This window comes from Ruegeria sp. CDSC045 (genome assembly GCF_059610725.1).
In genome coordinates this window covers 157,702-181,524 of sequence record NZ_JBXWOE010000005.1, presented here as the reverse complement: position 1 = coordinate 181,524, position 23,823 = coordinate 157,702, and the positions used below count along the sequence as shown (strand labels likewise).

Sequence of the window (23,823 nt, the reverse complement as noted above, 5' to 3'; positions counted from 1 at the left end):
AGAATCTTAGTAGGCCACCATGGTCAGCAGCTCATATTCGGCCACAGGCTCATCATCTTGTTGGGTCAGGGTGACATGCCAGCGCACCTCGCCATATTCATCATTGCGGCGGGTTTTCTTTTTGACTGTCAGGCGCACCTTGATGCTGTCGCCTGCCTCTACCGGTTTCATAAAGCGCAGGTTATCGAGCCCAGTATTGGCCAGGACCGGCCCTTCGTTCGGTTCCACAAAAAGACCCGCCGCGAAAGACAGCAAAAGATATCCATGTGCGACCCGGCCCGGAAAGAACGGGTTACGCTCAGCCGCGGCCTGATCCATGTGAGCATAGAAGGTGTCGCCGGTGAATTCGGCGAAGTGTTCAATGTCTTCCATGGTCACGGTCCGCGGTGCGGTGTGGATCGTCTCACCAATGGCCAGATCGTGATAGCGGCGTGTAAATGGATGGGCTGGCGTATTGACCTCCTCGGCGGCACCCGGCACCCATTTCTCGCCAATAGCTGTCAATATGTCCGGCGATCCTTGAATCGCCGTACGTTGCATATAATGCATCACACCGCGCACACCGCCCATTTCCTCGCCGCCGCCAGCACGGCCGGGACCGCCATGGACCATATGCGGCAAAGGAGAGCCATGGCCTGTGGATTCTTTCATCGAGTCTCGGTTGTTGAAATAGAGCCGCCCATGATAGGCCCCTGCCCCCATAACAAATTTGCGGGCAACATCAGCATCATGTGTGATGACTGAGGCCACCAGAGACCCCTGCCCTCGGTTCGCCAGCTCAATCGCGTGGTCGGTATCGCGATAGCCCATGATTGTACTGACGGGCCCAAAGGCTTCGGTATCATGCACACGTTGCGCGGCATCGGGATCGCTGCAATGGAACAGCATCGGTGGCAGAAAGGCGCCCTTATCCGCATCGGCCCCATCGACCACGAAGTCGTCCGGATTGCCAAAGACGCACTCGGCCTCGTGCCCTATAATCGCGGCCTTCTCCAAAACATCGCGCTTCTGACTGGCCGAGACCAGCGCACCCATTCGGGTGGTTTCCAGTTTCGGATCCCCAATGGTGGTCTTTGCCAAACGCGCGGACAGCGCCTCAATAACGGCCTGCACATGCGGCTCGGGCGCGATGATCCTGCGGATGGCAGTGCATTTCTGACCCGCCTTAGTGGTCATCTCGCGCTGAACCTCTTTGACGAACAGATCGAATTCGGGCGTTCCCGGCGCGGCATCAGGGCCCAGGACCGAGCAGTTCAAGCTGTCCTGTTCCGCCACGAACCGGACCGAATTTTCCAGGATTACGGGGTTCGCGCGCAGCCTCAGCGCCGTATCCGCCGAGCCGGTAAAGCTGACCACATCCTGCATGGTCAGGCGATCGAGCATGTCGCCCAGCCCGCCTGACACCAGTTGCAATGCACCGTTGGGCAATATGCCCGACTCGAGCATCAACCGAACGCACAGCTCGGTCACATAGCAGGAATTTGTGGCCGGTTTGACGATGGCCGGAACCCCCGCCAGAAGAGTCGGAGCCAGCTTTTCCAGCATGCCCCATACCGGAAAGTTGAAAGCGTTGATATGGATCGCAACACCTTTCAACGGGGTGCAGATATGCTGCCCCAGAAAGGTGCCATTGCGCGAAAGCTGCTCAACCTCGCCGTCGAGATAGACATGCCCGTCCGGCATCTCGCGCCGCCCTTTTGAGGCAAAGACGAACATCGTGCCAATACCGCCGTCAATGTCGATCAGATGATCCGCCTGGGTTGCGCCGGTATTGAAGGACAGATCGTACATCGCCTGCTTGAGCTTGCCCAGATGAACAGACAGCGCCTTGAGCATCTTGGCCCGCTGGTGAAACGTCATCTTGCGCAGCGCAGGACCACCAACATTGCGCGCATGATCCAGCATTCCCTGAACGTCCAAGGCGTTGTTTCCGGCTGTTGCGATCACCTCTCCCGTCACCGCGCTTGCGATGTTGCGAGCACCTGCCCCCGGCGCAATCCACTCGCCCGCAGCAAAACTTGAAATCTGTTGGATCGTCATAGGTCTCTCCTTACTCGCGGCAGGGCTAGCGCGCGGGGGCGTTTGCGATATCTTATTATTAACCGTACGGTCGGTCAATAAATTTCAGAACAAGCAGCGCGGCTAGTTCAAACCTGCGCGGGCAGGTGGGCGAACCCCCGAAACCGAATACGCCCCCCACGCTGAGCACTTTCCGTGATCTGGTAATCAGGGAACCGGTTCAAAAACCGGCTAATGGCAACCCGTCCTTCCATCCGGGCCAAGGTCAGACCAACACAAGTATGCGGTCCGCCCGCAAACGCGTGGTGCTTGTTGGGACGGCGATCCAACATCATGTCGTCGGGGCAATCAAACTGTCGCGGATCGCGGTTGGCCGCGCCGATGCAAAGATGCAGATCGGTTCCTGCTGGAATGACATGTCCGTGAAATTCCACCTCTTCAGTGGTCAGGCGATTGCCGAACTGGTTCGGGCTTTCCAGACGCAGAAACTCGTCAACTGCGGTGAAAATCAGGTCTGGATTAACCAACAGCTCGGTCCGCTTATCCCTGTGGCGGTCCAACAGATCCAAAGCGTTGCTAATCAGGTTTGTTGTGGTCTCATGCCCGGCATTCAGTATGAAGATGCAGTTCTGGTACAGTTCAACTTCGGTCAGGCCGCCCTCGGTGTCATCCTGTATCAACCGGGTCAAAACATCGGTCTCCGGGTTGCCCGGGTTGGCCCTGCGGTCGTCGATGATATCGCGCAAAAAGGCTTTGAACTCGCGGACTGCGCGGTTGCCCCAATCTTCCTGCTCGGGCGTCAGCTGCGGTTCCAACGCCCCGAGAATGGCCAAGGACCACTCACGCAACGGCTCACGCTCGGACCGAGGGATTCCCAGCAGGTTGCCGATGATCTCGATCGGGATCGCCCCGGCAAAATCCTCGATCAACTCAACTGTGCCCTTGGCCTGCATTTGATCCAACAGCGCGTCGACAAGTTCGATCAGACCCGGCTCCATCTGCGCCAAAGCGCGCGGATTCATCGCACCGACCATCACCTTGCGGACACGCGAGTGCAAGGGCGGATCATTGAACACAAGACTGGTGGTGTGATGTTCAAACAATGGGCTATCCACCCCGTATTTGGGGCCAAACACGGCCTTCTTGTCCGAAATGAACCGCGTTGTATCCCGATAGATGATGTCCAGATCCTGATGTCGTGACAGGATCACCGACCCATCGGGTTGCAGGCAGACGGGCGTATCTTCACGCAGCGCCCTATAGGTAGGATAGGGATCATCGTGGAACCCGTCAGGCAGCTTGGTCAGCGCAAACATCAGTGGCCCATCGCCCCCATCTGTTCCGGCAGAACCAGCACAAGCCAGGGCACCAGAACGATCAGGGCCAGCCGAAAGATATCTGCGATCCAAAACGGCGTGACGCCTCTGAAGATCGTCCCAGTCGACACATCCCCGACCACACCCTTCAGAATGAACACGTTCAGCCCCACGGGCGGGGTGATCAGGCTGATTTCGGTGACGACGACCACAACAATGCCGAACCAGATCGGGTCATATCCCAGCGATGTAACCAGAGGAAAAAAGATCGGCACGGTCAGCAGTAGCATCGACAGGGATTCAAAAACACACCCCAAAATGATGTAGATGCCAAGGATCATCAGGATCACCACAAAGGGCGCAACGTCATACGCTGTGACCATGGCGATCAGCGCTTCGGGCAAACCGGCGAGGTTGATGAAGTTCGAAAATATCTGCGCCCCGATCAGGACCGAGAACAGGGCCGCTGCGGTCGCGGTGGTTTCCTTCAAAACCTCGAATGTTGAACCCAGGCTAAGCCCGCCGCGCGACAAGGCAATCAAAAAGGCGCCCATGGCCCCCATCCCTGCCGCCTCGGTCGGGCTGAAGGTCAGGTTCAGCGGTTGAAAATCGAAGGCACCATAAAGCCCGCCAATGACCAGAAAGAACAGCAGCAACACGGCCCAGACTGAGCGCAAGGCCCTCAGGCGCTCGACCCAACCGTGGCGTTCGCCTGCCGGTCCCGCCTCTGGTTTGCGCCAGACGGTCCAGCGCACCGCGAAAAGATAAAACAGAATGCCAAGCACACCGGGGATAATGCCCGCAACAAACAGTTTGCCAATCGAGGTTTCCGTCAGCAGGCCATATATGACCAGAATCACCGAGGGCGGGATCAGGATGCCAAGCGTGCCACCCGCTGCAATCGACGCAGTCGAAAGCTCATCCGCATAACCATACCGGCGCATTTCCGGCATCGCGACCTTGGACATGGTGGCCGCTGTCGCCAGAGACGACCCGCAAATTGCCGAGAACCCGCCGCAGGCCGCGACAGTCGCCATGGCGATGCCGCCCCGGAAATGGCCGAGAAATGCATTGGATACCGCATAAAGCTCGCGCGCGAGCCCGCCTTTGTTCACGAACAGGCCCATCAGGATGAACAGAGGCACCACCGACAATCCGTAATCCTGTGCCGTATCGGTGATCTGGCGACCCACCATCGACATCGCCGCCTTCAAGCCGCGCTCCGAAAAGATGCTGCCGCCACGTTCGTAGGCGAACCCAAGCGTACCAACCAGACCCATCGCGAAGACGATAGGCAGACGCACCAGTACAAGTACCAGAACAAGGGCAAAACCGATAAGTGCGGCGGTCATTGAGAGGTCTCCGACAAGGATTGGGGGGAGAAGATAGTAATCAGGCCCGTGACAATCATCGCCATGGCCGTGATCGCAGTGAACCCGGCGATGAACCAGCCGACATAAAATACCGGGATCGACAGGTATTCAGTCACATCGCCATAGTCCCGTGCGCGCTCGGCAAGAATCCAGACGCGTTTGATCGGCCAGATGAGCATCACGCCCGACACAATATATACAACAGCGTCACGCGCTCGGCTCAGCCGCAAGCGGGAAAATACTCCGTCCGTCAGGTCGACGGCGATCTGACCCTTTCCGGCTGAGATCATCGGCAGAACCGAAAACACCATGATCGCCATGAGAATACGTGTCAGCTCAGTCGCCGCCTCAATCGGGGCGTTGAAGACAGACCGCAGGATGACGTCAAAAAAGGTCATCACCATCAGGATGAACAGCGCGATACAGGCCAGCAGCGTCGGAGCGATGCTGACGCGACGCGCAAAAGTCACGAGAGATTGCATGATTGGGTCCCGGCTGGTGAATTTGGCTGGCGAAGAGACCCCGCCAGCCGGACTGCGTTACTGGGCAGCCATTTCATTTACGATCATGTCATAGGCCGCCTGTGCGTCAACACCGGTGCCGTTGACCTCGTCAATCACCTTGGCGCGAACATCAACGGCGATCGCGTTGAATTTTTCCAGATCTTCCGCCGAGGCCGCGTTGATTGCGTTGCCCTCAGTGGCTTCGGTCGCCTCGCGGCCGATCCCGTCGATCTCGTCCCAGATCTTGCCGATTTCGCGGCTCAGCGGTTCACCGAACACATTCTCCTCCAGCGCCTGCTGCAGCTCAGGGGGCAGGTCGGCAAACGTTTCTTCGTTCATGATAAAGGCGAACGACCCGCGATACAGACCACCCGGAACCTCGTAAACGTTCTGGGCAACCTCGGTCAGCTTAAAACCCTTGCGGGATTCAAACGGCATGACAACGCCATCGGCTGCTTTCGAAGCAAGGGTTTCATAGACCTTCGGTGCAGGCACCTGGATGCCGGTCGCGCCAAGCGCTGTGCCGACGTCACCGCCAACCCCACCCGGGATACGGACCTTGAGGCCCGACACTTCATCCAGCGTGGTCACCGCGCTGCTGGAATGCAGCTGCGCCGGACCATGGGTATGCAGGGCGATCACTTTCACGCCGCGATGCTCGTCCGCGGCCTTGAGATGCGCGTCATAGGTGCGCCAATATGCAACCGATGCGGCCTCTGCCGAGCCTTCATATCCGGGCAGTTCTATCATCTTTGTGGTGACAAAGCGCCCCGGCTGGTAGCCGTGGAAAATGATCGAGGCATCCGCCGCGCCATCCATGATCAGGTCCATCTGTGCTGGTGGTGGCGCGATCCCCAACTTCAGTTCGGCGGTGACCTGACCGTCTGTGGCCTCTTCAACCATTTCCACGAATTTTGGCCACATCTTCGCGTTGATACCGTGGGTCGGCGGCGCCCAGCTGGATATGGTCAGCGTATAATCTGCGGCCAGCGCCACGGTGCCCGAAACGGCCAAGGCGGCTGAGGCCAATAGCGTGCTCAAACTGTTGAATTTCATGGTTTTGTCTCCTCCCTCTGAAACATACATTGAATCTGCGTTAATAGTCCGTTTTGTAACCATCAATAGTCATGGTGATGTGGTCTGCCCCGCAATCCTCCAAGACCCGGGGCTTTCAGAGGCGACGGTCTCCATTATTCCCCGCGACACCTGCACCCCAATTTCATCCCGATAGTTCATCGGCCCCCCGCGCCAGCGCGGGAATCCGTAGCCATGGATCTGGACCATATCCACGGCCATCGCGTTTTCGGCGATACCCTCTTCGATGATCAATGCGCCCTCATTCGCAAGTACCGCGATCAAACGGGACGAAATCTCGGTGCTCGTAAACGCGCGCCGGGTGATGCCATGTTCAGCCGAGTTGGCTTCGATCAAAGCCTCGACCTGTGTATCACGGATCGGCGTACGGTCGCCGTCATCATAACTATACCAGCCTTTTCCGGACCGCTGCCCGAAACGCTCCATCTCGCAAAGCTGGTCGGCCACAGAGACATAGCGCTCATCCGGTGGGCGTGTTGCGGCATTGCGCTTGCGATTGGCCCATGAGATCTGAAGACCGGTCAGATCCTGCAATTCGTACGGACCCATGGGCATACCAAAGTCGCGCATGGCCTGATCCACTTGATAAGGCAGCGCACCATCTGCCAGAAGATAATCAGCCTCGCGCCGATAGGCGGCCAGCATGCGATTGCCGATAAAGCCATCGCAAATGCCCGATAGGACCGCCACTTTGCCCAGCTTTTTGCCAAACGCAAATCCGGTGGCGATGACCTCTGGGTCCGAATGCCCGGTATGTACGATTTCAAGCAGTTTCATGACATGGGCTGGGCTGAAGAAATGTAGACCTATACAGCGGGCCGGACTGTCGATACCGGCGAAAATCTGGTTTGGATCCAGATAAGATGTGTTGGTGGCAAGAATTGCGTTTGTGTCCATATGCCGGGCGAGTTCCGCGAAAACCTGCTGTTTGACAGATATGTCCTCGAACACCGCCTCAATGGCCAGTTGCGCATCCCGTGCGTCGGCATAGCTGTCAACGGCGCGAAAGGCGCTCAGGCGGCTCTGCATCTGCGCCTCAGTCAGCTTTCCCCGTTTGGCGGCGCCTTCGAGCAGGCCCTTAACACGCCCCAAGGCCGCCGCAGCGGCTTCGGCGTTCTGCTCAATCAACGTGACAGAAAACCCCCCATTCAGGGCGGCGGTTGCAATCCCAGCCCCCATCAGACCGCCGCCGACCACCGCGACACGGCTAATGTCGCGCGGGGTTACGCCTCTGATCAAAGAAGGTTTGGACACGCTCCGTTCGGCAAAGAAAGCATGGCGAAGGGCTCGGCTTTCGGCACCTTGGCGCAGGGCCAAATGGCGGACGCGCTCTTTTGGCAAGGCATCGGCAAAGGGTTCGGTCGCCCACCCCAATGCCGTCAGATTTTCCAGCGGAGATTGCTGACCCTTTGACCGTTTCAAAAGTTCCGCGCGCGAAACCTCTATCAGGTCCGGTGCAAAGCTGGTGAGGCTACGCTGACTGACTGGCACTGGTCGCTGCGGCAGGTTGGCCGCAAAGGCCTCAACGGCAGCCTCAGGCTGTTCAGCGACAAGATCAAGGCCACCCAGCCCTAGTAACGTTTCTGCAGTCAGGATCTTGCCCCGGCAGGCCATGTCAATCGCGGCCTCCATCCCCACAAGACGGGGAATACGCTGGGTGCCCCCTGCCCCGGGGATCAGGCCGACATTGACCTCTGGCAGACCAAATCTGGTGTCCGACGCGGCAATGCGCCAAGCGCAAGCCATGGCAATCTCGAACCCGCCGCCCAGAACAGTACCGTGCATGCAGGCGATAAAGGGAACTTCACTGTCTTCGATCATCTGTACTACGTCAGGCAGATGTGGCTCAACCGGTGGGGCGTCGAACTCTGTCATATCGCCACCGGCAACAAAGGTTTTACCCGCACATCGCAGGACAGCCACGCGCGCGCCTTTGATGGCACCTACCGCGTCGGCCAACCCCTGACGCACCGCAGCGGATGTCGCGTTCACTGGCGGATTGTTGATCGTTACCCAGGCAACGTCACCCTTCCGCTCAACGCTCACCACCGGCGATTTTGCCATAACCCATCCCTTTGATTTGCTCAGATTCGGCTTGCGTTTATATATTGACCAACCGTTCGGTTAATGCAATCATAAAGTTGAAACGATACCGGCCGAGGCAGTGATGAGCGATACGATTCTTGTAGAAAATCACGGGAACTGGGTCGAGATTACGTTGAACCGTCCAGACAAGCTGAATTCGTTCAACGAAGACATGCATCATGCGCTTCAGACTGCCTTGAATTCCGCGCGCGATACAGGCGCGCGGGCAGTGCTGCTGACGGGCGCCGGGCGTGGCTTTTGTGCCGGTCAGGACCTTGGTGACCGCGATCCGTCGAAAATGGACGGGCCACCGGATCTGGGCAAGACCGTCCGCAGTTTCTATGCCCCCCTCGTGCGGCTGATCCGGTCATTGGACTGCCCTGTCATCTGCGCGGTGAATGGTGTCGCTGCCGGCGCCGGGGCCAATCTGGCACTGGCCTGCGACATGGTTCTGGCAGCGGAAAGCGCGAAATTCATCCAGAGCTTTTCCAAGGTCGGCCTGATACCGGACACTGGCGGCAGCTGGCACCTGCCCCGCCTTTTGGGCGAGGCGCGCGCCAAAGGGCTGGCCTTTACCGCACAGCCGCTGCCCGCCAAACAGGCCGAAGACTGGGGCCTGATCTGGAAAGCCATACCCGACGATCAGCTATTAGCAGAGGCTCGTAGGCTGGCTGATCAACTGGCCAATGGCCCGACCCTTGGGTTGGGCAAGACCAAACACTGTATCCAAGCAGCGGCGACGACCTCTTTGTCCGATCATCTGGAACTCGAGGCTGATGCGATGAAAATCTGCGGCGAAAGCGCGGATTATGCCGAGGGCGTGTCCAGCTTTCTTGAAAAGCGCGCGCCCAATTTTCAGGGTAAATGACGATGACACCAAAGGAACGTGCCAGCAAATCAGCCGCTGCGATGTGGGCGAGTGACGAAGCCAGCAAATGGTTTGGCATGGAGCTTGTCGAGGTGGACGAAGGCTGCGCAGTTCTGGCGCTGACCGTCGTTGCGCATCACTGTAATGGGCACGGCATGTGCCATGGCGGCGTGACCCATGCCCTGGCCGACAGCGCCTTCGCCTTTGCCTGCAACAGCCGTAATCACGCGACCGTTGGCCAGCACACGATGATGAGCTATCTCGCCCCCGGCAAGCTGGGGGATCGCCTGACGGCCACCGCGACCGAGGTCTCGGTTACGGGCCGCAGCGGCATCTATGACGTGCGCGTCACCAATCAAGACAGCAACGTGGTCGCCGAATTCCGCGGCATGTCCCGCGCGATTGGTGGCACGAATTTTCAAGAATAGCTTCGCGACCGAAGGAGTAACGCGATGGAGGACCTGTCCCCTAACAAAGCTGACCTGGACCCGATCGAGATCGCCTCGGTTGACGAAATCCGCGCCACCCAGTTGGAGCGTCTGAAATGGTCCCTGCGTCACGCTTACGAAAACGTGCCGATATACACCCAGCGCTTCGACGATGCCGGCGTGCATCCAGATGACCTGCAACAGTTATCTGACCTTTCGAAATTTCCATTCACCTACAAGAACGACCTGCGTGACAACTACCCGTTCGGCATGTTCGCCGTGCCGCGCAGCCAACTGGTTCGGCTGCATGCCTCATCCGGGACAACCGGCAAGCCAACCGTTGTGGGCTATACCAAAGGCGATATCGACAACTGGGCCGATCTGGGTGCTCGGTCGCTGCGGGCCGCAGGTCTGCGCAAGGGCGATATCGTGCATAACGCTTATGGCTATGGCCTGTTCACCGGGGGTCTGGGCGCGCATTACGGCATCGAACGTCTAGAGGCGACCGTCGTTCCGATGGGTGGCGGGCAAACCGAAAAGCAGGTTGGACTGATCACAGATTTTCAACCCGATGGGATCATGGTGACCCCATCCTACATGCTCAACATCCTCGAACAATTCCATAAGGTGGGCCTTGATCCGCGCGAAAGCTCTCTGAAGGTTGGTATCTTCGGCGCCGAGCCCTGGACCGACGCGATGCGCTCGGAAATCGAGGCTGCATTCGACATGCATGCGGTCGACATCTATGGCCTGTCGGAGATCATGGGGCCCGGCGTTGCCAGCGAATGCGTCGAAACCAAGGATGGCCCAGTGATCTGGGAAGATCACTTTCTGCCAGAAATCATCGACCCCGCCACCGGCGAAGTACTGCCCGACGGTGAAACTGGTGAGCTGGTCTTTACCACCCTGACCAAAGAAGGGCTGCCGATGATCCGCTATCGCACGCGCGATCTGACCTGCCTGCTGCCCGGAACGGCCCGTTCCATGCGTCGCATGGCCAAGATCACCGGCCGCAGCGACGACATGATGATCCTGCGCGGCGTCAATGTCTTTCCCAGCCAAATCGAGGAACAGGTCATGGCGACCGGAGGCCTTGCGCCTTATTACCAGGTCGAGCTGTATAAATCCGGCCGGATGGATGCCATGCGGGTCTTTGTCGAAGCCTCTCCGGGATCTACCGATGAAATGTCCAAGACGGCGGCCGCCCGGATGCTGACCAAACGCATCAAGGACATCGTTGGAGTTTCAACAGAAATTGTTGTAGGTGAGCCGGGCGACGTCGAACGCTCTCAGGGCAAGGCGAAGCGCGTCATCGACAACCGCGATAAGGATTAAGCCTTGGCCCGGACAATCGCAAAAGACCACGACCAAAAGCGGGAACAAATCCTGAAAACGGCAGCCAAAGTGTTTGCCGACCAGGGGTTTGATCGCGCTTCGATGACCCTTTTGGCCAATGAGTGCGGAATCTCCAAGGCGAACATCTACCACTATTACGACAGCAAGGATGCCATCCTGTATGACATCCTCGAAACCTATCTGCGTGAGCTGCGCGATCGCATCTGCGAGGTTGATCTGACGGGCCTGACGCCCGAAGAAAGGCTGCGAAAGACCGTGCGTGAAATCCTGTTCGCCTATCAGGGCGCGGATGATGAACATCGGGTGCAGATCAGCGGCATGAACGCCCTGAGCGACGATCAGCAAAAGCTGTTGCGCGGGTATCAGTTGGATCTGGTGAATGTCGTGCGGGACATATTGAAAGACCTGTCCCCGGAGTCGTTCGGCGATGACAAGGACAAGCTGCGCGGCGCCACGATGTCAGTTTTTGGCATGCTGAACTGGTATTACATGTGGAACTCCGGCGCGGGCACCAAAGCACGTGAGGATTACGCTGATTTGGTCAGCACCCTAACGCTCCACGGAATACGCAAACTCTAGACCCAGGACGGGCCGCTTCGCAGGACAGTTGCCTGACAGAATAATTTAGGCTCACCCCCCAACTCCGATCCATACCATTGGGTCAGAAATTAGGGGGATAAGCCTGCTTTCAATCTGTTACAGCTGGATGCGGAAGGCCGCAAAACCATCTGCGCCCTCACCGACATCCTCGATCGAAACACCTTTGACGTCACTCATATAGTCACGCGCCTTCGGGCCTGTTTCGAACAGGACCGTGGTGCCGTCCAGCGGCGCAAACGACCAGTTGGCATCTGCTTTGGGGTCAATCGTGCCCTGTTCGACGATATAGCGGACAATCACGTCGCGGTTGGTGTCCGGCGCCTCGAACACAACCGTGTCGCCCATCGCGCCGGGGAAAGATCCGCCACCGGACGCTCGGTAATTGTTGGTGGCAATGATGAACTCCATATCATCCGTGACCGGAGAACCATTGAAGGCAAGGTCCACGATCCGGGCCGCGCCAGGGTTGACCTCTTCACCCTTGGGTCCAAACCGCGATGGTTGGGACAGGTCGATCTGATAGGTGACGCCGTCCATCACGTCAAAATTATAGGACGGAAACTCTGGGTTCAGCAGGACCGCGTCGCTTGCGCCCGGTTCGACCTGATTGAACATCCCGGCAGACCGCTCCAGCCAACCTCGGACCTGCGCTCCGTTCACCCGTACGGCGCGGACGGTGTTGGGATAAAGGTAAAGGTCGGCCACGTTCTTGATTGCCACGTCACCCACCGGGACATCGGTGTAATACTCCGGGCCACCACGACCGCCGGCCTTGAAAGGCGCCGCGGCTGACAATATGGGCAGGCCTTCATGTTCCGTGCCCTTCATCATCTCTTCGACGTACCATTTCTGCGCTATCGACACGATCTGTACAGATGGATCATCCGCAACCAGCGCGAAATAGCTGTGCAGCGGGGCCGACGTCTTGCCGACCGCTCGGCGCACATAGGCTAGTGTTTCGTCGTGGTCTTTCGCGACCGAGGCCAGCACGGCCTGATCATCCTCGACCAGCGCCGTGATCGAGCGATCTTCGTTGCGAACCGAAATCGGGCGCGCCTCAGACGTTGTGGTCACCACACGCCACTCGTTCCCATCGCGCTCCAGCAGCAGGTCCAGAAGGCCAAGATGTGATCCCCAGAACCCGCCCATGACGGCGGGTTTGCCCATCAACGTCCCTTTTGCAACGTCAATACCGGGACGGTCGGCAAATGTTTCGGACGGGAAAACAAGGTGGTTGTGACCGGTCACCAGCGCGTCAATCCCGTCAACGCCAGCCAGCACAACCGAGGCGTTTTCCATACCATCGGAATGGTCGGCATCGCCAATCCCCGAATGCGAAAGCGCGATGATCAAGTCGCAACCCTGCTCTTTCATCTCAGGCACATAGGCTTGCGCTGTCTCGACAATGTCGCGGGCCTGCACGTTGCCTTCGAGATGCTTGCGGTCCCAGTTCATGACTTGCGGCGGCGTAAACCCAATGACGCCGACCTTGATCGGGTGTTTGCTGCCATCGCCCATTTCAATCTCGCGGTCGAGAATCGCATAGGGTTTGACCAGCGTTTTATCCTCACGCGGGTTTGCCCCCTGTTCCTTTGCGACGTTGGCCAGTACAACCGGGAAATCCGCGCCAGCAAGCGCCTTTTCCAAAAAGTCCAAACCGTAATTGAATTCGTGATTGCCCAATGTGGCGGCGTCATAACCGACTGTGTTGAAGGCGGTGATAATCGGGTGGCTGTCGCCCTCTTTCATCCCGCGCTCATAGGCGATGTAATCGCCCATTGGGTTGCCCTGCAGAAAGTCTCCGTTATCAACCAGCAGAGAATTCGTCGCCTCGGACCGGATGCCGTTGATGATCGAAGCGGTGCGGGACAGGCCTACCGTGTCGCGAGGCTTGTCGGCGTAATAATCATAAGGGAAGACATGCACATGAATGTCCGTCGTCTCCATTATCCGTAAATGCGCCTGATTATTGGCAGCCGCCGCAGAAAAAGGATGAAGTGTAATGGCCGCGGCGCTGGCGGTGGTGGTCGCAAGGAACTGACGGCGGGACATCAAGCTGGGGTTGGAAAATGGCATGTGACACCTTTCATTTTCGTTTGTCGACGCGACTTGTGCAGGCCCTGCGAAACAGTGGTGTGACACTGGCTGGCAGGTCCCGCCACGCGTCGAACTGGGCATGAACCAAGTCAGTTTGCCCACAAGTTTCAGGGCGCGTAAAGCAATCCCGGGGTCTCAATTCGATTTTTGTAAAATTTTGCCAATGCCCAAAGCCGCGTTCAGGCAATCAATCGGGCAACGCTTTCGGCTGTATCCAGCTAAGGATCGGCGATGAAAGGTCCAAGGCTGTCGCTGAACTGTTCTATGAATTCCAGCGTGACCAGCGATGGTTGCTTCAAAACCGGTCGCACCAGCGACAGCGTATGAGGCAGAAATGGCCTGAAAGACCGATAGCTCAACCCCCTGTTCTGATATTGTACTGCGTCCAGTTCGCTAACGACAGACACCCCAACGCCCTTCACCACCAATTCGCAAGCGGCCGTGAATTGCCGAACCTCGATATGCGAGTTCAGTTCGACATTCGAGTTTTGAAATGCACGCGACAGGCGCACGAAAAAGTCGCTGTCGCGCCGGGTGTGGATGATCTTCTGATCGGCAATATCTGCCGGTGTCACGGTCGAAAGGTCTTCCAGCGCATGGCCTGCGGGAAAGACGCAAACTGTGCGGATATCAATATGGGTGCTTTCGACAGCCGGGTGGCCATTAAACCCATCTGTGATTCCGAAATCATATTGCTCGCCGATCATCCACTCCAGGATACGCTCGGGCCTATCCGGCTCTATCGTCATGGTGACACCAGGCCGGTCGCTCAGAAATCCAGCAACAACGTCTGGTAAGTGACTGGTGGCGAAGCCAGGAAGGCAGGCGACGCGAATATGCCCGGCTTTGCGTTGCGTGATGTCCTGACTGACATCCGAGATCTGCCGCATCAATTCCAACACGCGCTCTACGCTAGGTTGCAGATAGCGAACTTCCTGCGTCGGAACCAACCGACCTTCGCGGCGGTCGAACAGTTGAAACCCCAGCGATTTTTCCAAATCTGAAAGCAACCTGCTGACCGCAGGCTGGCTGACACCCAGATCGGATGCGGCAGCCGTGACCGAGCCATTGACGGTCACCGCCATAAGTGCCTCAAGCTGCCTAATTCTCAGGGTTTGGCTCATGGAGCGTCCTGCTTTTGCTGCAAACCTCGGTCAGTTCATAACATCGTATTATATTTTTTGCCAGAAAATCAGGCTTGAATTATATTTCTGTGACGTTAACGTCGTGAAATCGTCATGTGTGCCGATTACGCGTAGCGCTCGGTATTCAACGAAGCATCGCCTTTGATGCATGGGAGGAATCATGAAAACGAAATTGCTTGGCGCTCTTGCCGTATCGACAGCCTTGTCCCCGATCGCGGCAATGGCGCAAACCGAAGTTCAGTTCTGGCATGCCTTTACCGGCCGCCTGGGTGAGCTTGTGAAAGCTCAGGTTGAAGAATTCAACGCCAGCCAGGATGAATATGTCGTGGTTGAAAGCCACAAGGGCAACTATTCGGAAACCCTGAATGCAGGCATCGCCGCGTTCCGCGCCGGTGAACAACCGCAGATCCTGATGGTATTCGAGGTTGGCACCGCAACTATGATGTCGGCCCAGGGCGCGATCAAACCGGTCTATGAGGTGATGGCCGAAAGCGGTGCGTCATTTGATCCGGACGCCTATGTCGGCTCGGTCAAAGGGTATTATACGACCACGGATGGCGACATGCTGTCCCTGCCCTTCAACTCGTCAACACCGGTTCTTTGGGTCAACCGCAATGCGTTCGAAGCGGCGGGCGTTGATCCTGACACCGATCTGTCGACCTGGGAAAAGGTCGGGGAAACGCTGGAGCAGCTCAAGGCCGGTGGTGAAGATTGCCCGTTGGTCACTGCATGGCAAAGCTGGATTCATCTTGAGAACCTGTCAGCCTATCACGACGTCCCCTTCGCCTCGCAGGATAACGGCTTTGCCGGTCTGGATACCGAGCTGATGCTGAATGGTCCGGCCCAGGTTGCACACCTGACCGCGATGGGTGACTGGGCCAAGGACGGCAAGTTCATCTACACGGGCCGCCGCAACGAAGGTGGCGCGAACTTCCGGTCCGGCGAATGCGCCCTGTTCACCGAAAGCTCGGCGGGATACGCCGGGATCAAAGCCGAAGCCGAGTTTGATTTCGACGTGCGCCCGCTGCCCTATTGGGAAGCTGTCACGGCCGAGCCGCAGAACACCATCATCGGTGGTGCCTCATTGTGGGTCATGGAAGGTCACGAGGCCGATGAATACAAAGGCGTCGGCGAGTTCCTCAGCTTCCTGTCCTCGTCTGACGTTCAGGCGGCCTGGCACCAGAACACCGGCTATCTGCCCATCACTACCGAGGCAGGTGAGGCGACCCGAGCGTCTGGTTTCTATGACGAAAACCCGGGCACTGACATCGCCGTCATCCAGATGACCGCGAAAGAGCCGACGGCAAACTCGAAAGGTCTGCGTCTGGGATCGTTCGACCAGATCCGTGGCATCATCGACGAAGAGCTTGAGGCCATCTGGGCCGGTGAAAAGACCGCCCAAGAGGCGATGGACAGTGCGAAGGAACGCGGCGACGCGCTGCTGCGCCGGTTCGAATCCGCCAATCAATAAGTCGTAATCTGATGCGGGCCTCGTTGGGCCCGCATTCTACTCTGGTGGGCCAATAGAATGGAAAAACGCGTCATTTTTCGCGGCTGGCTGCTGCCGCTTGCGCTGATCGCCCCGCAGGTCATCATTTCCGCCGTCTTCTTTTTCTATCCTGCTGGTCAGGCCGTTTGGCAATCGCTGTTCATTCCCGACCCGTTCGGGTTGTCATCTCAGTTCGTGGGCTTGGGCAATTTCGAATTCCTGTTGAGCGATAAATACTACCGCGCCTCATTCGTGACGACGGCGGTGTTTTCTACGCTTGTGACCCTGTGCTCGATGATCCCGGCCTTGTTCCTGGCTGTCATCGCAGACCGTCTGATCAAGGGCTCGGGCGTGTATCGGACCTTGTTGATCTGGCCCTACGCCGTTGCCCCAGCGGTGGCGGGTGTGCTGTGGCTGTTCATGTTCAACACCCGCGTTGGTGTGGTCGCATGGTATCTTGGCCAGCTCGGCTATGACTGGAACCACGTCCTGAACGATGCCGAAGCCATGGGGCTGGTCGTTGTCGCCTCGGCCTGGGGACGCATCAGCTATAACTTTCTGTTCTTCTTTGCGGCGCTGCAATCCGTGCCCCGCTCGGTCATCGAAGCAGCGGCGATTGATGGGGCCCATTTTTGGCGCCGGTTCTTTACCATCGTACTGCCGCTTTTGTCGCCGACCGCGTTCTTCCTGCTGGTCGTGAACATTGTCTATGCCTTCTTTGAAACTTTCGGCGTGATCCACACGATCACCGGAGGGGGTCCGCAACAAGCCACAACCATCCTGGTCTACAAAGTCTTTTCCGATGGGTTTGTGGGCCAAGATCTGGGGTCGTCTTCGGCCCAGTCGGTCATCCTGCTGGTGGTTGTCGGCCTGCTGACAGTGATCCAGTTCAAATATGTTGAGAAGAGGGTGCATTACTGATGGCGGCCCAACAACATGGTATGGTCGAGAAACGTGGCGCGGGCCTGTGGCTGACCCATGCGTTTATGATCCTTGGCGTTCTGATCATCTTCTTCCCGATCTGGCTGGCCTTTGTAGCCTCGACCGTTACTCAGGCCGATATCATCTCGCCCCCGATGCCGGTTGTGCCAGGTGATCAGTTCTGGGTGAATTACAAGGCGGCCCTGTTTTCCGGCGTGAACGTCCCGGTCGCAACGATGCTGTTCAACAGCCTGGTGATGGCGATTGGCATTGCCGTGGGCAAGATCGTCATCTCGCTGCTGTCAGCCTTTGCCATCGTCTATTTCCGCTTTCCCGGGAGAAACACGTTTTTCTGGCTGATCTTCCTGACCCTGATGCTGCCGGTTGAGGTGCGGATTGTCCCGACCTTCGAGGTGGTGGCCGGGTTTGGTATGCTCAACAGTTATTCGGGGCTGATCTTTCCGCTGATCGCCTCGGCCACGGCCACGTTCCTGTTCCGCCAGTTCTTTCTGACCATCCCGGACGAACTGGCCGAGGCCGCGCGGGTGGATGGCGCCCGCCCCATGCGGTTCTTTATTGATATCGTGATCCCGATGAGCCGAACCAACATCGCGGCCCTGTTCGTGATCCTGTTCATCTATGGGTGGAACCAATATCTCTGGCCGCTGCTGATCACGACCGACCCCGAAATGAACACCATCGTGATGGGCATCAAACAGATGTTCCCCTCGGGCGATGATTTTGCCCATTGGCCGACGATCATGGCAACCTCGATCCTGGCAATGATCCCACCGGTCCTTGTGGTGGTGTCGATGCAAAAGCTTTTTGTCCGCGGCCTTGTCGATAGCGAGAAATAAGAAATGGCAACAGTATCTCTTGAGAACGTCAAAAAGAGCTTTGGCCCGACGGACGTCATTCATGGCATCGACGTCGATATCGCGGATGGCGAGTTTATCGTGATCGTGGGCCCCTCCGGCTGCGGCAAATCCACTTTGCTGCGGATGGTGGCCGGGCTTGAGACTGTGACATCCGGCGAAATCCGGATTGGCGAAGAGCGCGCCAATGACAAGGAGCCGATGGACCGGGACATTGCGATGGTGTTCCAGAACTATGCTCTGTACCCCCATATGTCGGTACGCCAGAACATGGGCTATGGTTTGAAAATCGCCGGATTGCCCAAGGCTCAGATTGACCAGAAGGTGACCGAGGCCGCTAAGCTGTTGCAGCTTGAGCCGCTGCTTGACCGCAAGCCCCGTCAGCTTTCAGGCGGTCAACGCCAGAGGGTTGCCATGGGCCGCGCTATTGTCCGTGAACCTGCCGTGTTCCTGTTTGATGAGCCGCTCTCAAACCTGGATGCAAAGCTGCGTGTCCAGATGCGCCTGGAAATCCGCGAACTGCAAGAAAAGCTGGGTATCACCTCGCTATACGTGACCCATGATCAGGTCGAGGCCATGACCATGGCCGACAGAATGATCGTGATGAACGGTGGTATTGCCGAGCAAATCGGCACTCCGCTTGAGGTCTATGAGACGCCGCGGACGCTGTTCGCTGCGCAATTCATCGGCAGCCCGGCGATGAATACCTTTGATGCAGAGCGCCAGGGCGGAAAGATCAGGATCAACGATACCGAGATTGGCCCCTCGGACGGGCCCGATGGCCCGTTCAAATTGGGCATACGGCCAGAGCATCTGTTCCTTGATGAAAACGGGCCCTTCGATGTCATAGTTCAGATAGCTGAACCACTGGGGGCGAATACATTGTTGCACGGTCAGGTGTCAGGCTCTGGCGCGGCAATCACGATCAGCCTTCCGGGTGTTCATCCGATCGAAGGCCGTCATCCCAATATGCGTTTTTCTGTTGCGCCAGAGCATATGCATCTGTTTGACCCGGCCTCTGGCATAAGGCTCGAGGGCTGATGCCTTTCCCTCAGGTCGAGGCGTTTCGCGGCGGTAAAAACCTGATCCGTGTAGTAGGGCACCGGGGGGCACGCGGCGTCCTGCCCGAAAACAGCATGATCGGTTTCGATTTTACGCTGTCCATCGGGGTTCCGCTTCTTGAGTTTGACGTGGTGCTGACGGCGGATGATGTGCCTGTCATAACCCATAACCATCGGCTGCACGCGCCGACCTTTCGGGATGCCAGCGGTCAGTTTTTGACCGGAAAAGAACCCAAAGTCTCATCCCTGTCCTTCGACCAGATTCAACAGTTCGAAATCGGGCGCTTGGACGGACACTCGGATTATGGTCGACGGTTCCCCGATCAGGCCCAACTGGACGGCGTTCGCGTGCCAAAGCTGCAGGACCTTCTGGATCTGATCAATCGGCCGGAATACAGCAAAGCCAATCTGATGCTCGAACTGAAATCTGATCCGGATCTGGCCCATGACGCGGCCTATCTGGACCGCTTTGTCGAACGCGTGGTACAGCAGGTTCGGGCCGCTGGCCTATCCGATCGCGTGTTGCTGCACAGCTTTGACTGGACCCTGTTGGAAGTCTGTCAGCGGCAGGCACCTGGCATGCCGTCATCTTACCTGACGCAGCTTCCCGAAAATGCCGATGACGTTGGCGAGGATTCCTCCAAGGCCGTTTGTCCGGACTTTCGAGGCCAAAGCGAAAAAATCCCGCAAATGGTCAAGCAAGCGGGCGGCGCGCTTTGGTGTCCGTATTTCGCAGATGTGATATCTGAGGACGTCGCGGTTGCCAAAGAACTTGGGCTTTGCGTAGCCGTATGGACGGTCAATGAACCGGCGGAAATCAGCAGGATGATTGATCTGGGCGTTGATGCCATCGTCTCGGACTATCCTGGACGGGTTCAAAGGCATCTGTCGGATTTGGGCATGAGATGGGTGTGATCCAGCCGCGATTTCCGACACGATCTCCATCGCTAATGACGGGACCATTCAGAATCACATCGCCTCGCTATCGGGTTAGTCTATAGCTGGGCCGCGCGGTTGTTGCTGCACTACGTGCGCGAGGATTCGAACGCCGCCCATGCTTGTTCAAAGGCTTCAAAATCGAACTCTGACGCGCGTGCTGGGCCAAGAATAAGCTTTTCGGTTTCAAGCAATTTGCGGATCGCCTGTTCCAGGCTGTCCACCACTTCGGGCGGGATCACCAAAGCGCCGTGCCGGTCCGCATGCACCAGGTCCCCGTCCTTGATCGAGAGGCTGAAGATGGTCACCGGGGTGCCCACCTCTTTGACATGCACGAACCCGTGGCTTGGACCGACCGAGCCCGACACAACCGGAAACCCATCCGGCAAATCGCCCAGATCCCGCATCACGCCGTTGGTCAACGCACCGCTGATGCCAAACCCTTTGTGGACCGTGGTATTGATCTCACCCCAATAAGCACCGATGCAGTCCGGGAAATCCAAATCTTCGACAACCGTGACAGCCGGGCCTGTGCCCGTTGCCATGTGCCGGTAGTAATCCATCCGGCGCTGACGGATCACCTCGGGGGGGTCTTCAGGCGGGTTCACTGCCGCGATTTTCGCGGTTCTGGCATAGCCGACCATTGCCCCCGCATCGGGATCCGAGCACAGCATTGTGCCCCGCGTGAAATTGTCGAACCCACGCTTGCCTTGCGCCACTTCTATCGCATTGCAAACGGTGGGGGTGTCGACGGATTTCAAAAAGTCCAGTAAGGGTTTTTTCATAGTGCCTCCAGCCAACGGCACAGAGCCGCTGTCGTCCGTTCGGGTTGTTCAAGTGTAGGTATATGCCCCGCCTGTTCGATGACCTCGAAACAGCTGTTGGGCAGAAGTTCATGCATCAAGGCGTGTCGCGAAACCGGGCACAGAGCATCATCTTTCCCGCACAGGATCAGGGCCTGTCCGGGATAGCTGCGCAAGGTATCGCTTTGGTCGGGGCGATCTCGCAATGCTTTGGACTGGTTGATAAAAACATCCGGTCCAAGACCCAAGGCCATATCCATGCACAGGTTCAGAATTGCCTCGCGGTTCGGGCCATCGGTCAGGTAGTTTGGTTTCATCTCCTCGGCCATGACCCGGCCCAAGCCCCCACTGGACACAGAAGCGATTTGTGGACCACGCATGCCTTTGACGTCATCCCGTTCGGCCAAGTGGTTGGTATCCATCAGCGCCACGCTGACGACGCGCTGCGGTTGCTGCCGGATTATTTCCATCGCAACGATGCCACCCATGGACAGACCCGCAAGGACAAAGCGCGGGGGCGCATAAGACAACACTTCGGCGGCCAAAGCCTGCACCGTGTCATGCCCCCCAATCGGCGCGTAGAGGATAGGATTGCTGCTCGAAAGCGCCGCGATCTGCGGGGCAAAAAGCCGGGCGTCGCACATCATGCCGGGCAACATTACAAGTGGTTTCATGTGACCAATGCAGCCCCGTCGGCCAGAGATCCAAGCTTGGCAAAGGCGATATCAGGATCAACCGCACCAAATCCGGCAAAAGTGCCAAATCCGCAATCCGAGCCCGCGATCACTCTTTCGCGGCCGACAATATTCGAAAACCGTTCAATACGTTGGGCGACCAGTTCCGGATGTTCGACAAAATTTGTCGTGGTGTCGACAACGCCAGGTACAAGCACTTTGTCCTCAGGTATTTCGGCTTTGCGGTCACGGAACACCGTCCATTCATGCGCATGACGGGGGTTCGAGGTTTCGAACAGGACATAGCGGGATTTGGTCGACATCAGCGTGCCGAACACTTTGTCCATTCCAATGTCGCAACAATGCGGTCCTTCGTAATTGCCCCAGCAAATATGGACGCGCACCTTGTCAGCGGGAACGTCCTGCAATGCGTGGTTCAGGGCCTCAACATGCAAATTGGCGACTTTGACAAATTCTTCGTCCGAAAGGTCAGAGAACAGCATATGGCGAGACAGGGCCAGGTCGGGGCAATCCAGCTGTAGATCCAGACCGGCCCCCACAATGGTTTCGTACTCTTGCTTCATCGCATCGGCGAGTGCAGCCAGATAGGCTTCACGTGTGGGGTAGAAATCATTTTGCAGAAACAGTGAGATGACACCCGGGCTGGCCGCGTTCATAAAACCACGCTCGACACCATGCGCGGCCATGGCGGCCTTGAGGTTGTCGATGTCTTTTTGCAGTTCACCTTGCCCTTTTGACCGCACCTCACCCACACACATTGGGCGCGCATATTGTGGCGTACCACCATCATCAGCCAGGCGTTTAAGGAAGCCGGGAAACATCTTCAGATCCGCTGGCGCGTTGCGCGGGCTGTCCCCGTCAAAGCCGGTATAGCGGTCTTTGACGTAGGTGGCGTATGAGATCTTCGACGTCTCGCCATCCGATACGATATCGACCCCGGCTTCGACCTGTTTGCGCACTGTCTCGGACACTGCCGAGGTCATACAGGCATCAAACGCAGCCGCGTCAAATGGCTCTGCACGCTCGCGCGCAAAGATGAAATCCACGACCTCCTGACTACGCGGAAGGCTCCCTACATGTGTGGTTGAAATGCGGGTCATTCCTTCTTCTCCCTCTGCAAATCTAATCTGCGCCGCCCGGAAGGCAGCGCAGTTTGTTTCATGCACCTGTCCAAGTTGTACCGGCCGGATCTTCGGTTGCGGTAACGCGATAGAGCCCCGCGTCACCGGTCATCGAAGGCGTGACGCCATAGCTTTCGCCGGGCAGAACCAATGCGGTATCCCCATTTGTCAGGGTTGTTTCGACATCCTCAATCGTAATCCGCCAGTGGCCACTGGCTGGCATCAAGACTACAGGCTTTTCGGCTTTGACCGGATCAGATACGCACGAGCCGCGACCAAGGAAATCAACCTCGAAACCCGGCTTGTCCTTGATTAGGCCGTTTTCACCGATCACAACGGCAGGCTTGTTTGATGACAGCGCCATCAAATCCCAATAGCGGGCCACGTAATTGCCAATCACATTTTCGACGGGGACCTCGGGATAGGCTTTCAACTGCTCTTCAGTCAGCAAGGGCATGGGCTGTACGTTATGCGGCAGCGTTTCCCCTTTTTTGCTGTCGTAAAGAACCCCATTGTTTCCCAGCATCAAGCCATGGGCCTGCGCATCCTGAATAACCTGTGGCGCCCAGGTGACCCCGCCCCCGGCATCGTCACCACCAAGGACCGCCATGATCATCCCATAGTCCTGCCCCACATTTTCAAACCCGCGGAAGATACCGGTCGGGATGTTGAAGATGTCTCCTTCTTCGGCAATGAACTCACCAGCCGATCCGTATCTGCCCCAGAAGAACCGCCAACGGCCTTTGGCGACAAAGAACACTTCGGCCGTGGTGTGGCTATGCAGAGAGTTCCGGCATCTCGGCGGTTGGCCTGCGGCACCGATGTTGAAACCGATCTTATCGGTGATGTGGACATGCTGGTCGGGGCTTTCAGATACGCCCCCGCCGATGATGGTGAAGTTTTCCTTTTGATCTGACCCCGGGGTATGGGCGTCGATGAACGCGGTTTTACAGGGTTTCAATTCGCCATAACGGACGATGCGGCTTTGGATGGTACTCATTTCTGTCTTCCTTTTGGTTGGAGTTCGCTGCGGTCAA

At 57.5% G+C, this 23,823-nt stretch carries 21 protein-coding genes; 9 read left to right on the top strand and 12 right to left on the bottom strand.

The features are described 5' to 3' along the window. Positions 1 to 6 precede the first annotated feature (6 nt). The 6 genes from paaZ to AC2FH6_RS11430 all read right to left on the bottom strand — a co-directional run bounded on the left by paaZ (position 7) and on the right by AC2FH6_RS11430 (position 8,370). Positions 7 to 2,040 carry a phenylacetic acid degradation bifunctional protein PaaZ gene (paaZ, locus tag AC2FH6_RS11455; protein ID WP_496702649.1) on the bottom strand — a complete coding sequence of 678 codons (2,034 nt, stop codon included), beginning with the start codon at positions 2,038 to 2,040 and terminating at the stop codon, positions 7 to 9. A gap of 107 nt (positions 2,041 to 2,147) precedes the next feature. Continuing rightward, positions 2,148 to 3,335: a cytochrome P450 gene (locus tag AC2FH6_RS11450; RefSeq protein WP_496702647.1), complete on the bottom strand. Its 1,188-nt coding sequence runs from the start codon at positions 3,333 to 3,335 to the stop codon at positions 2,148 to 2,150. Beyond that, positions 3,335 to 4,687, bottom strand: a complete 1,353-nt coding sequence (locus tag AC2FH6_RS11445) for a TRAP transporter large permease (protein ID WP_496693796.1) — start codon at positions 4,685 to 4,687, stop codon at positions 3,335 to 3,337. The genes AC2FH6_RS11450 and AC2FH6_RS11445 overlap by 1 nt, the downstream gene beginning before the upstream one ends. Beyond that, positions 4,684 to 5,190: a TRAP transporter small permease gene (locus tag AC2FH6_RS11440; protein ID WP_496691527.1), complete on the bottom strand. Its 507-nt coding sequence runs from the start codon at positions 5,188 to 5,190 to the stop codon at positions 4,684 to 4,686. Before AC2FH6_RS11440 ends, AC2FH6_RS11445 begins: the two co-directional genes overlap by 4 nt. A 57-nt stretch (positions 5,191 to 5,247) precedes the next feature. Further along, on the bottom strand, positions 5,248 to 6,267 hold the full coding sequence (locus tag AC2FH6_RS11435) for a TRAP transporter substrate-binding protein (protein WP_271949076.1): 1,020 nt from the start codon (positions 6,265 to 6,267) through the stop codon (positions 5,248 to 5,250). Positions 6,268 to 6,336: 69 nt separating this feature from the next. Continuing rightward, the gene (locus tag AC2FH6_RS11430; protein WP_496702646.1) at positions 6,337 to 8,370 is read right to left on the bottom strand and encodes an FAD-dependent oxidoreductase; all 2,034 of its coding nucleotides are present in this window, start codon (positions 8,368 to 8,370) and stop codon (positions 6,337 to 6,339) included. Positions 8,371 to 8,473: 103 nt separating this feature from the next. Here AC2FH6_RS11430 and paaG point away from each other — a divergent pair, with 103 nt between their 5' ends. From paaG to AC2FH6_RS11410, 4 genes are read left to right on the top strand one after another with little or no spacing between them, the layout of a single operon-like run. After that, complete coding sequence (gene paaG, locus AC2FH6_RS11425) at positions 8,474 to 9,259, top strand: 2-(1,2-epoxy-1,2-dihydrophenyl)acetyl-CoA isomerase PaaG (RefSeq protein WP_496676838.1); 786 nt, start codon at positions 8,474 to 8,476, stop codon at positions 9,257 to 9,259. Between the two features lie 2 nt (positions 9,260 to 9,261). Beyond that, positions 9,262 to 9,687 carry a hydroxyphenylacetyl-CoA thioesterase PaaI gene (gene paaI, locus AC2FH6_RS11420; protein ID WP_142639944.1) on the top strand — a complete coding sequence of 142 codons (426 nt, stop codon included), beginning with the start codon at positions 9,262 to 9,264 and terminating at the stop codon, positions 9,685 to 9,687. A gap of 24 nt (positions 9,688 to 9,711) precedes the next feature. After that, positions 9,712 to 11,022 carry a phenylacetate--CoA ligase PaaK gene (gene paaK / locus AC2FH6_RS11415; protein WP_142639891.1) on the top strand — a complete coding sequence of 437 codons (1,311 nt, stop codon included), beginning with the start codon at positions 9,712 to 9,714 and terminating at the stop codon, positions 11,020 to 11,022. Between the two features lie 3 nt (positions 11,023 to 11,025). Further along, positions 11,026 to 11,622 carry a TetR/AcrR family transcriptional regulator gene (locus tag AC2FH6_RS11410; RefSeq protein WP_496691524.1) on the top strand — a complete coding sequence of 199 codons (597 nt, stop codon included), beginning with the start codon at positions 11,026 to 11,028 and terminating at the stop codon, positions 11,620 to 11,622. 117 nt (positions 11,623 to 11,739) lie between these two features. On the opposite strand, the gene AC2FH6_RS11405 is transcribed toward AC2FH6_RS11410, so the two are convergent. After that, complete coding sequence (locus AC2FH6_RS11405) at positions 11,740 to 13,719, bottom strand: bifunctional 2',3'-cyclic-nucleotide 2'-phosphodiesterase/3'-nucleotidase (RefSeq protein WP_496702644.1); 1,980 nt, start codon at positions 13,717 to 13,719, stop codon at positions 11,740 to 11,742. Positions 13,720 to 13,958: 239 nt separating this feature from the next. Next, positions 13,959 to 14,864, bottom strand: a complete 906-nt coding sequence (locus AC2FH6_RS11400) for a LysR substrate-binding domain-containing protein (RefSeq protein WP_496702643.1) — start codon at positions 14,862 to 14,864, stop codon at positions 13,959 to 13,961. A gap of 181 nt (positions 14,865 to 15,045) precedes the next feature. On the opposite strand from AC2FH6_RS11400, the gene ugpB reads away from it, so the two are divergent. From ugpB to AC2FH6_RS11375, 5 genes are read left to right on the top strand one after another with little or no spacing between them, the layout of a single operon-like run. Next, entirely contained in the window at positions 15,046 to 16,356 is a 1,311-nt protein-coding gene (gene ugpB, locus AC2FH6_RS11395) for a sn-glycerol-3-phosphate ABC transporter substrate-binding protein UgpB (RefSeq protein ID WP_496702641.1), read from the top strand. A 57-nt stretch (positions 16,357 to 16,413) separates the two neighbouring features. Beyond that, positions 16,414 to 17,295 carry a sn-glycerol-3-phosphate ABC transporter permease UgpA gene (gene ugpA / locus AC2FH6_RS11390; RefSeq protein WP_142639899.1) on the top strand — a complete coding sequence of 294 codons (882 nt, stop codon included), beginning with the start codon at positions 16,414 to 16,416 and terminating at the stop codon, positions 17,293 to 17,295. A 20-nt stretch (positions 17,296 to 17,315) separates the two neighbouring features. Continuing rightward, complete coding sequence (ugpE, locus tag AC2FH6_RS11385; protein ID WP_496702423.1) at positions 17,316 to 18,152, top strand: sn-glycerol-3-phosphate ABC transporter permease UgpE; 837 nt, start codon at positions 17,316 to 17,318, stop codon at positions 18,150 to 18,152. 3 nt (positions 18,153 to 18,155) lie between these two features. Then, positions 18,156 to 19,211, top strand: coding sequence for a sn-glycerol-3-phosphate ABC transporter ATP-binding protein UgpC (ugpC, locus tag AC2FH6_RS11380; protein WP_496702639.1), 1,056 nt, complete (start codon positions 18,156 to 18,158; stop codon positions 19,209 to 19,211). Further along, a complete protein-coding gene (locus AC2FH6_RS11375; protein WP_496702637.1) occupies positions 19,211 to 20,146 on the top strand; it encodes a glycerophosphodiester phosphodiesterase family protein in 936 nt (311 codons plus the stop codon). The genes ugpC and AC2FH6_RS11375 overlap by 1 nt, the downstream gene beginning before the upstream one ends. 110 nt (positions 20,147 to 20,256) lie before the next feature. Here the strand turns inward: AC2FH6_RS11375 and AC2FH6_RS11370 are convergent, their stop codons facing one another. From AC2FH6_RS11370 to AC2FH6_RS11355, 4 genes are read right to left on the bottom strand one after another with little or no spacing between them, the layout of a single operon-like run. Beyond that, a complete protein-coding gene (locus AC2FH6_RS11370; RefSeq protein WP_496702634.1) occupies positions 20,257 to 20,952 on the bottom strand; it encodes an RraA family protein in 696 nt (231 codons plus the stop codon). Then, entirely contained in the window at positions 20,949 to 21,644 is a 696-nt protein-coding gene (locus tag AC2FH6_RS11365; RefSeq protein WP_496702632.1) for an alpha/beta fold hydrolase, read from the bottom strand. Before AC2FH6_RS11365 ends, AC2FH6_RS11370 begins: the two co-directional genes overlap by 4 nt. Continuing rightward, entirely contained in the window at positions 21,641 to 22,765 is a 1,125-nt protein-coding gene (locus AC2FH6_RS11360; protein ID WP_496702630.1) for a cobalamin-independent methionine synthase II family protein, read from the bottom strand. Before AC2FH6_RS11360 ends, AC2FH6_RS11365 begins: the two co-directional genes overlap by 4 nt. A gap of 58 nt (positions 22,766 to 22,823) precedes the next feature. Next, positions 22,824 to 23,786 (bottom strand): cupin domain-containing protein, encoded by a 963-nt coding sequence (locus AC2FH6_RS11355; RefSeq protein WP_281972845.1) that lies wholly within the window; start codon positions 23,784 to 23,786, stop codon positions 22,824 to 22,826. Between the last annotated feature and the right edge of the window lie 37 nt (positions 23,787 to 23,823).

Bases quoted from the DNA above. Each gene is read 5' to 3' on its own strand.
- paaZ (WP_496702649.1), bottom strand. From the start codon at position 2,040: ATGACGATCCAACAGATTTCAAGTTTTGCTGCGGGCGAGTGGATTGCG.
- AC2FH6_RS11450 (WP_496702647.1), bottom strand. From the start codon at position 3,335: ATGTTTGCGCTGACCAAGCTGCCTGACGGGTTCCACGATGATCCCTAT.
- AC2FH6_RS11445 (WP_496693796.1), bottom strand. From the start codon at position 4,687: ATGACCGCCGCACTTATCGGTTTTGCCCTTGTTCTGGTACTTGTACTG.
- AC2FH6_RS11440 (WP_496691527.1), bottom strand. From the start codon at position 5,190: ATGCAATCTCTCGTGACTTTTGCGCGTCGCGTCAGCATCGCTCCGACG.
- AC2FH6_RS11435 (WP_271949076.1), bottom strand. From the start codon at position 6,267: ATGAAATTCAACAGTTTGAGCACGCTATTGGCCTCAGCCGCCTTGGCC.
- AC2FH6_RS11430 (WP_496702646.1), bottom strand. From the start codon at position 8,370: ATGGCAAAATCGCCGGTGGTGAGCGTTGAGCGGAAGGGTGACGTTGCC.
- paaG (WP_496676838.1), top strand. From the start codon at position 8,474: ATGAGCGATACGATTCTTGTAGAAAATCACGGGAACTGGGTCGAGATT.
- paaI (WP_142639944.1), top strand. From the start codon at position 9,262: ATGACACCAAAGGAACGTGCCAGCAAATCAGCCGCTGCGATGTGGGCG.
- paaK (WP_142639891.1), top strand. From the start codon at position 9,712: ATGGAGGACCTGTCCCCTAACAAAGCTGACCTGGACCCGATCGAGATC.
- AC2FH6_RS11405 (WP_496702644.1), bottom strand. From the start codon at position 13,719: ATGCCATTTTCCAACCCCAGCTTGATGTCCCGCCGTCAGTTCCTTGCG.
- AC2FH6_RS11400 (WP_496702643.1), bottom strand. From the start codon at position 14,864: ATGAGCCAAACCCTGAGAATTAGGCAGCTTGAGGCACTTATGGCGGTG.
- ugpB (WP_496702641.1), top strand. From the start codon at position 15,046: ATGAAAACGAAATTGCTTGGCGCTCTTGCCGTATCGACAGCCTTGTCC.
- ugpA (WP_142639899.1), top strand. From the start codon at position 16,414: ATGGAAAAACGCGTCATTTTTCGCGGCTGGCTGCTGCCGCTTGCGCTG.
- ugpE (WP_496702423.1), top strand. From the start codon at position 17,316: ATGGTCGAGAAACGTGGCGCGGGCCTGTGGCTGACCCATGCGTTTATG.
- ugpC (WP_496702639.1), top strand. From the start codon at position 18,156: ATGGCAACAGTATCTCTTGAGAACGTCAAAAAGAGCTTTGGCCCGACG.
- AC2FH6_RS11375 (WP_496702637.1), top strand. From the start codon at position 19,211: ATGCCTTTCCCTCAGGTCGAGGCGTTTCGCGGCGGTAAAAACCTGATC.
- AC2FH6_RS11370 (WP_496702634.1), bottom strand. From the start codon at position 20,952: ATGAAAAAACCCTTACTGGACTTTTTGAAATCCGTCGACACCCCCACC.
- AC2FH6_RS11365 (WP_496702632.1), bottom strand. From the start codon at position 21,644: ATGAAACCACTTGTAATGTTGCCCGGCATGATGTGCGACGCCCGGCTT.
- AC2FH6_RS11360 (WP_496702630.1), bottom strand. From the start codon at position 22,765: ATGACCCGCATTTCAACCACACATGTAGGGAGCCTTCCGCGTAGTCAG.
- AC2FH6_RS11355 (WP_281972845.1), bottom strand. From the start codon at position 23,786: ATGAGTACCATCCAAAGCCGCATCGTCCGTTATGGCGAATTGAAACCC.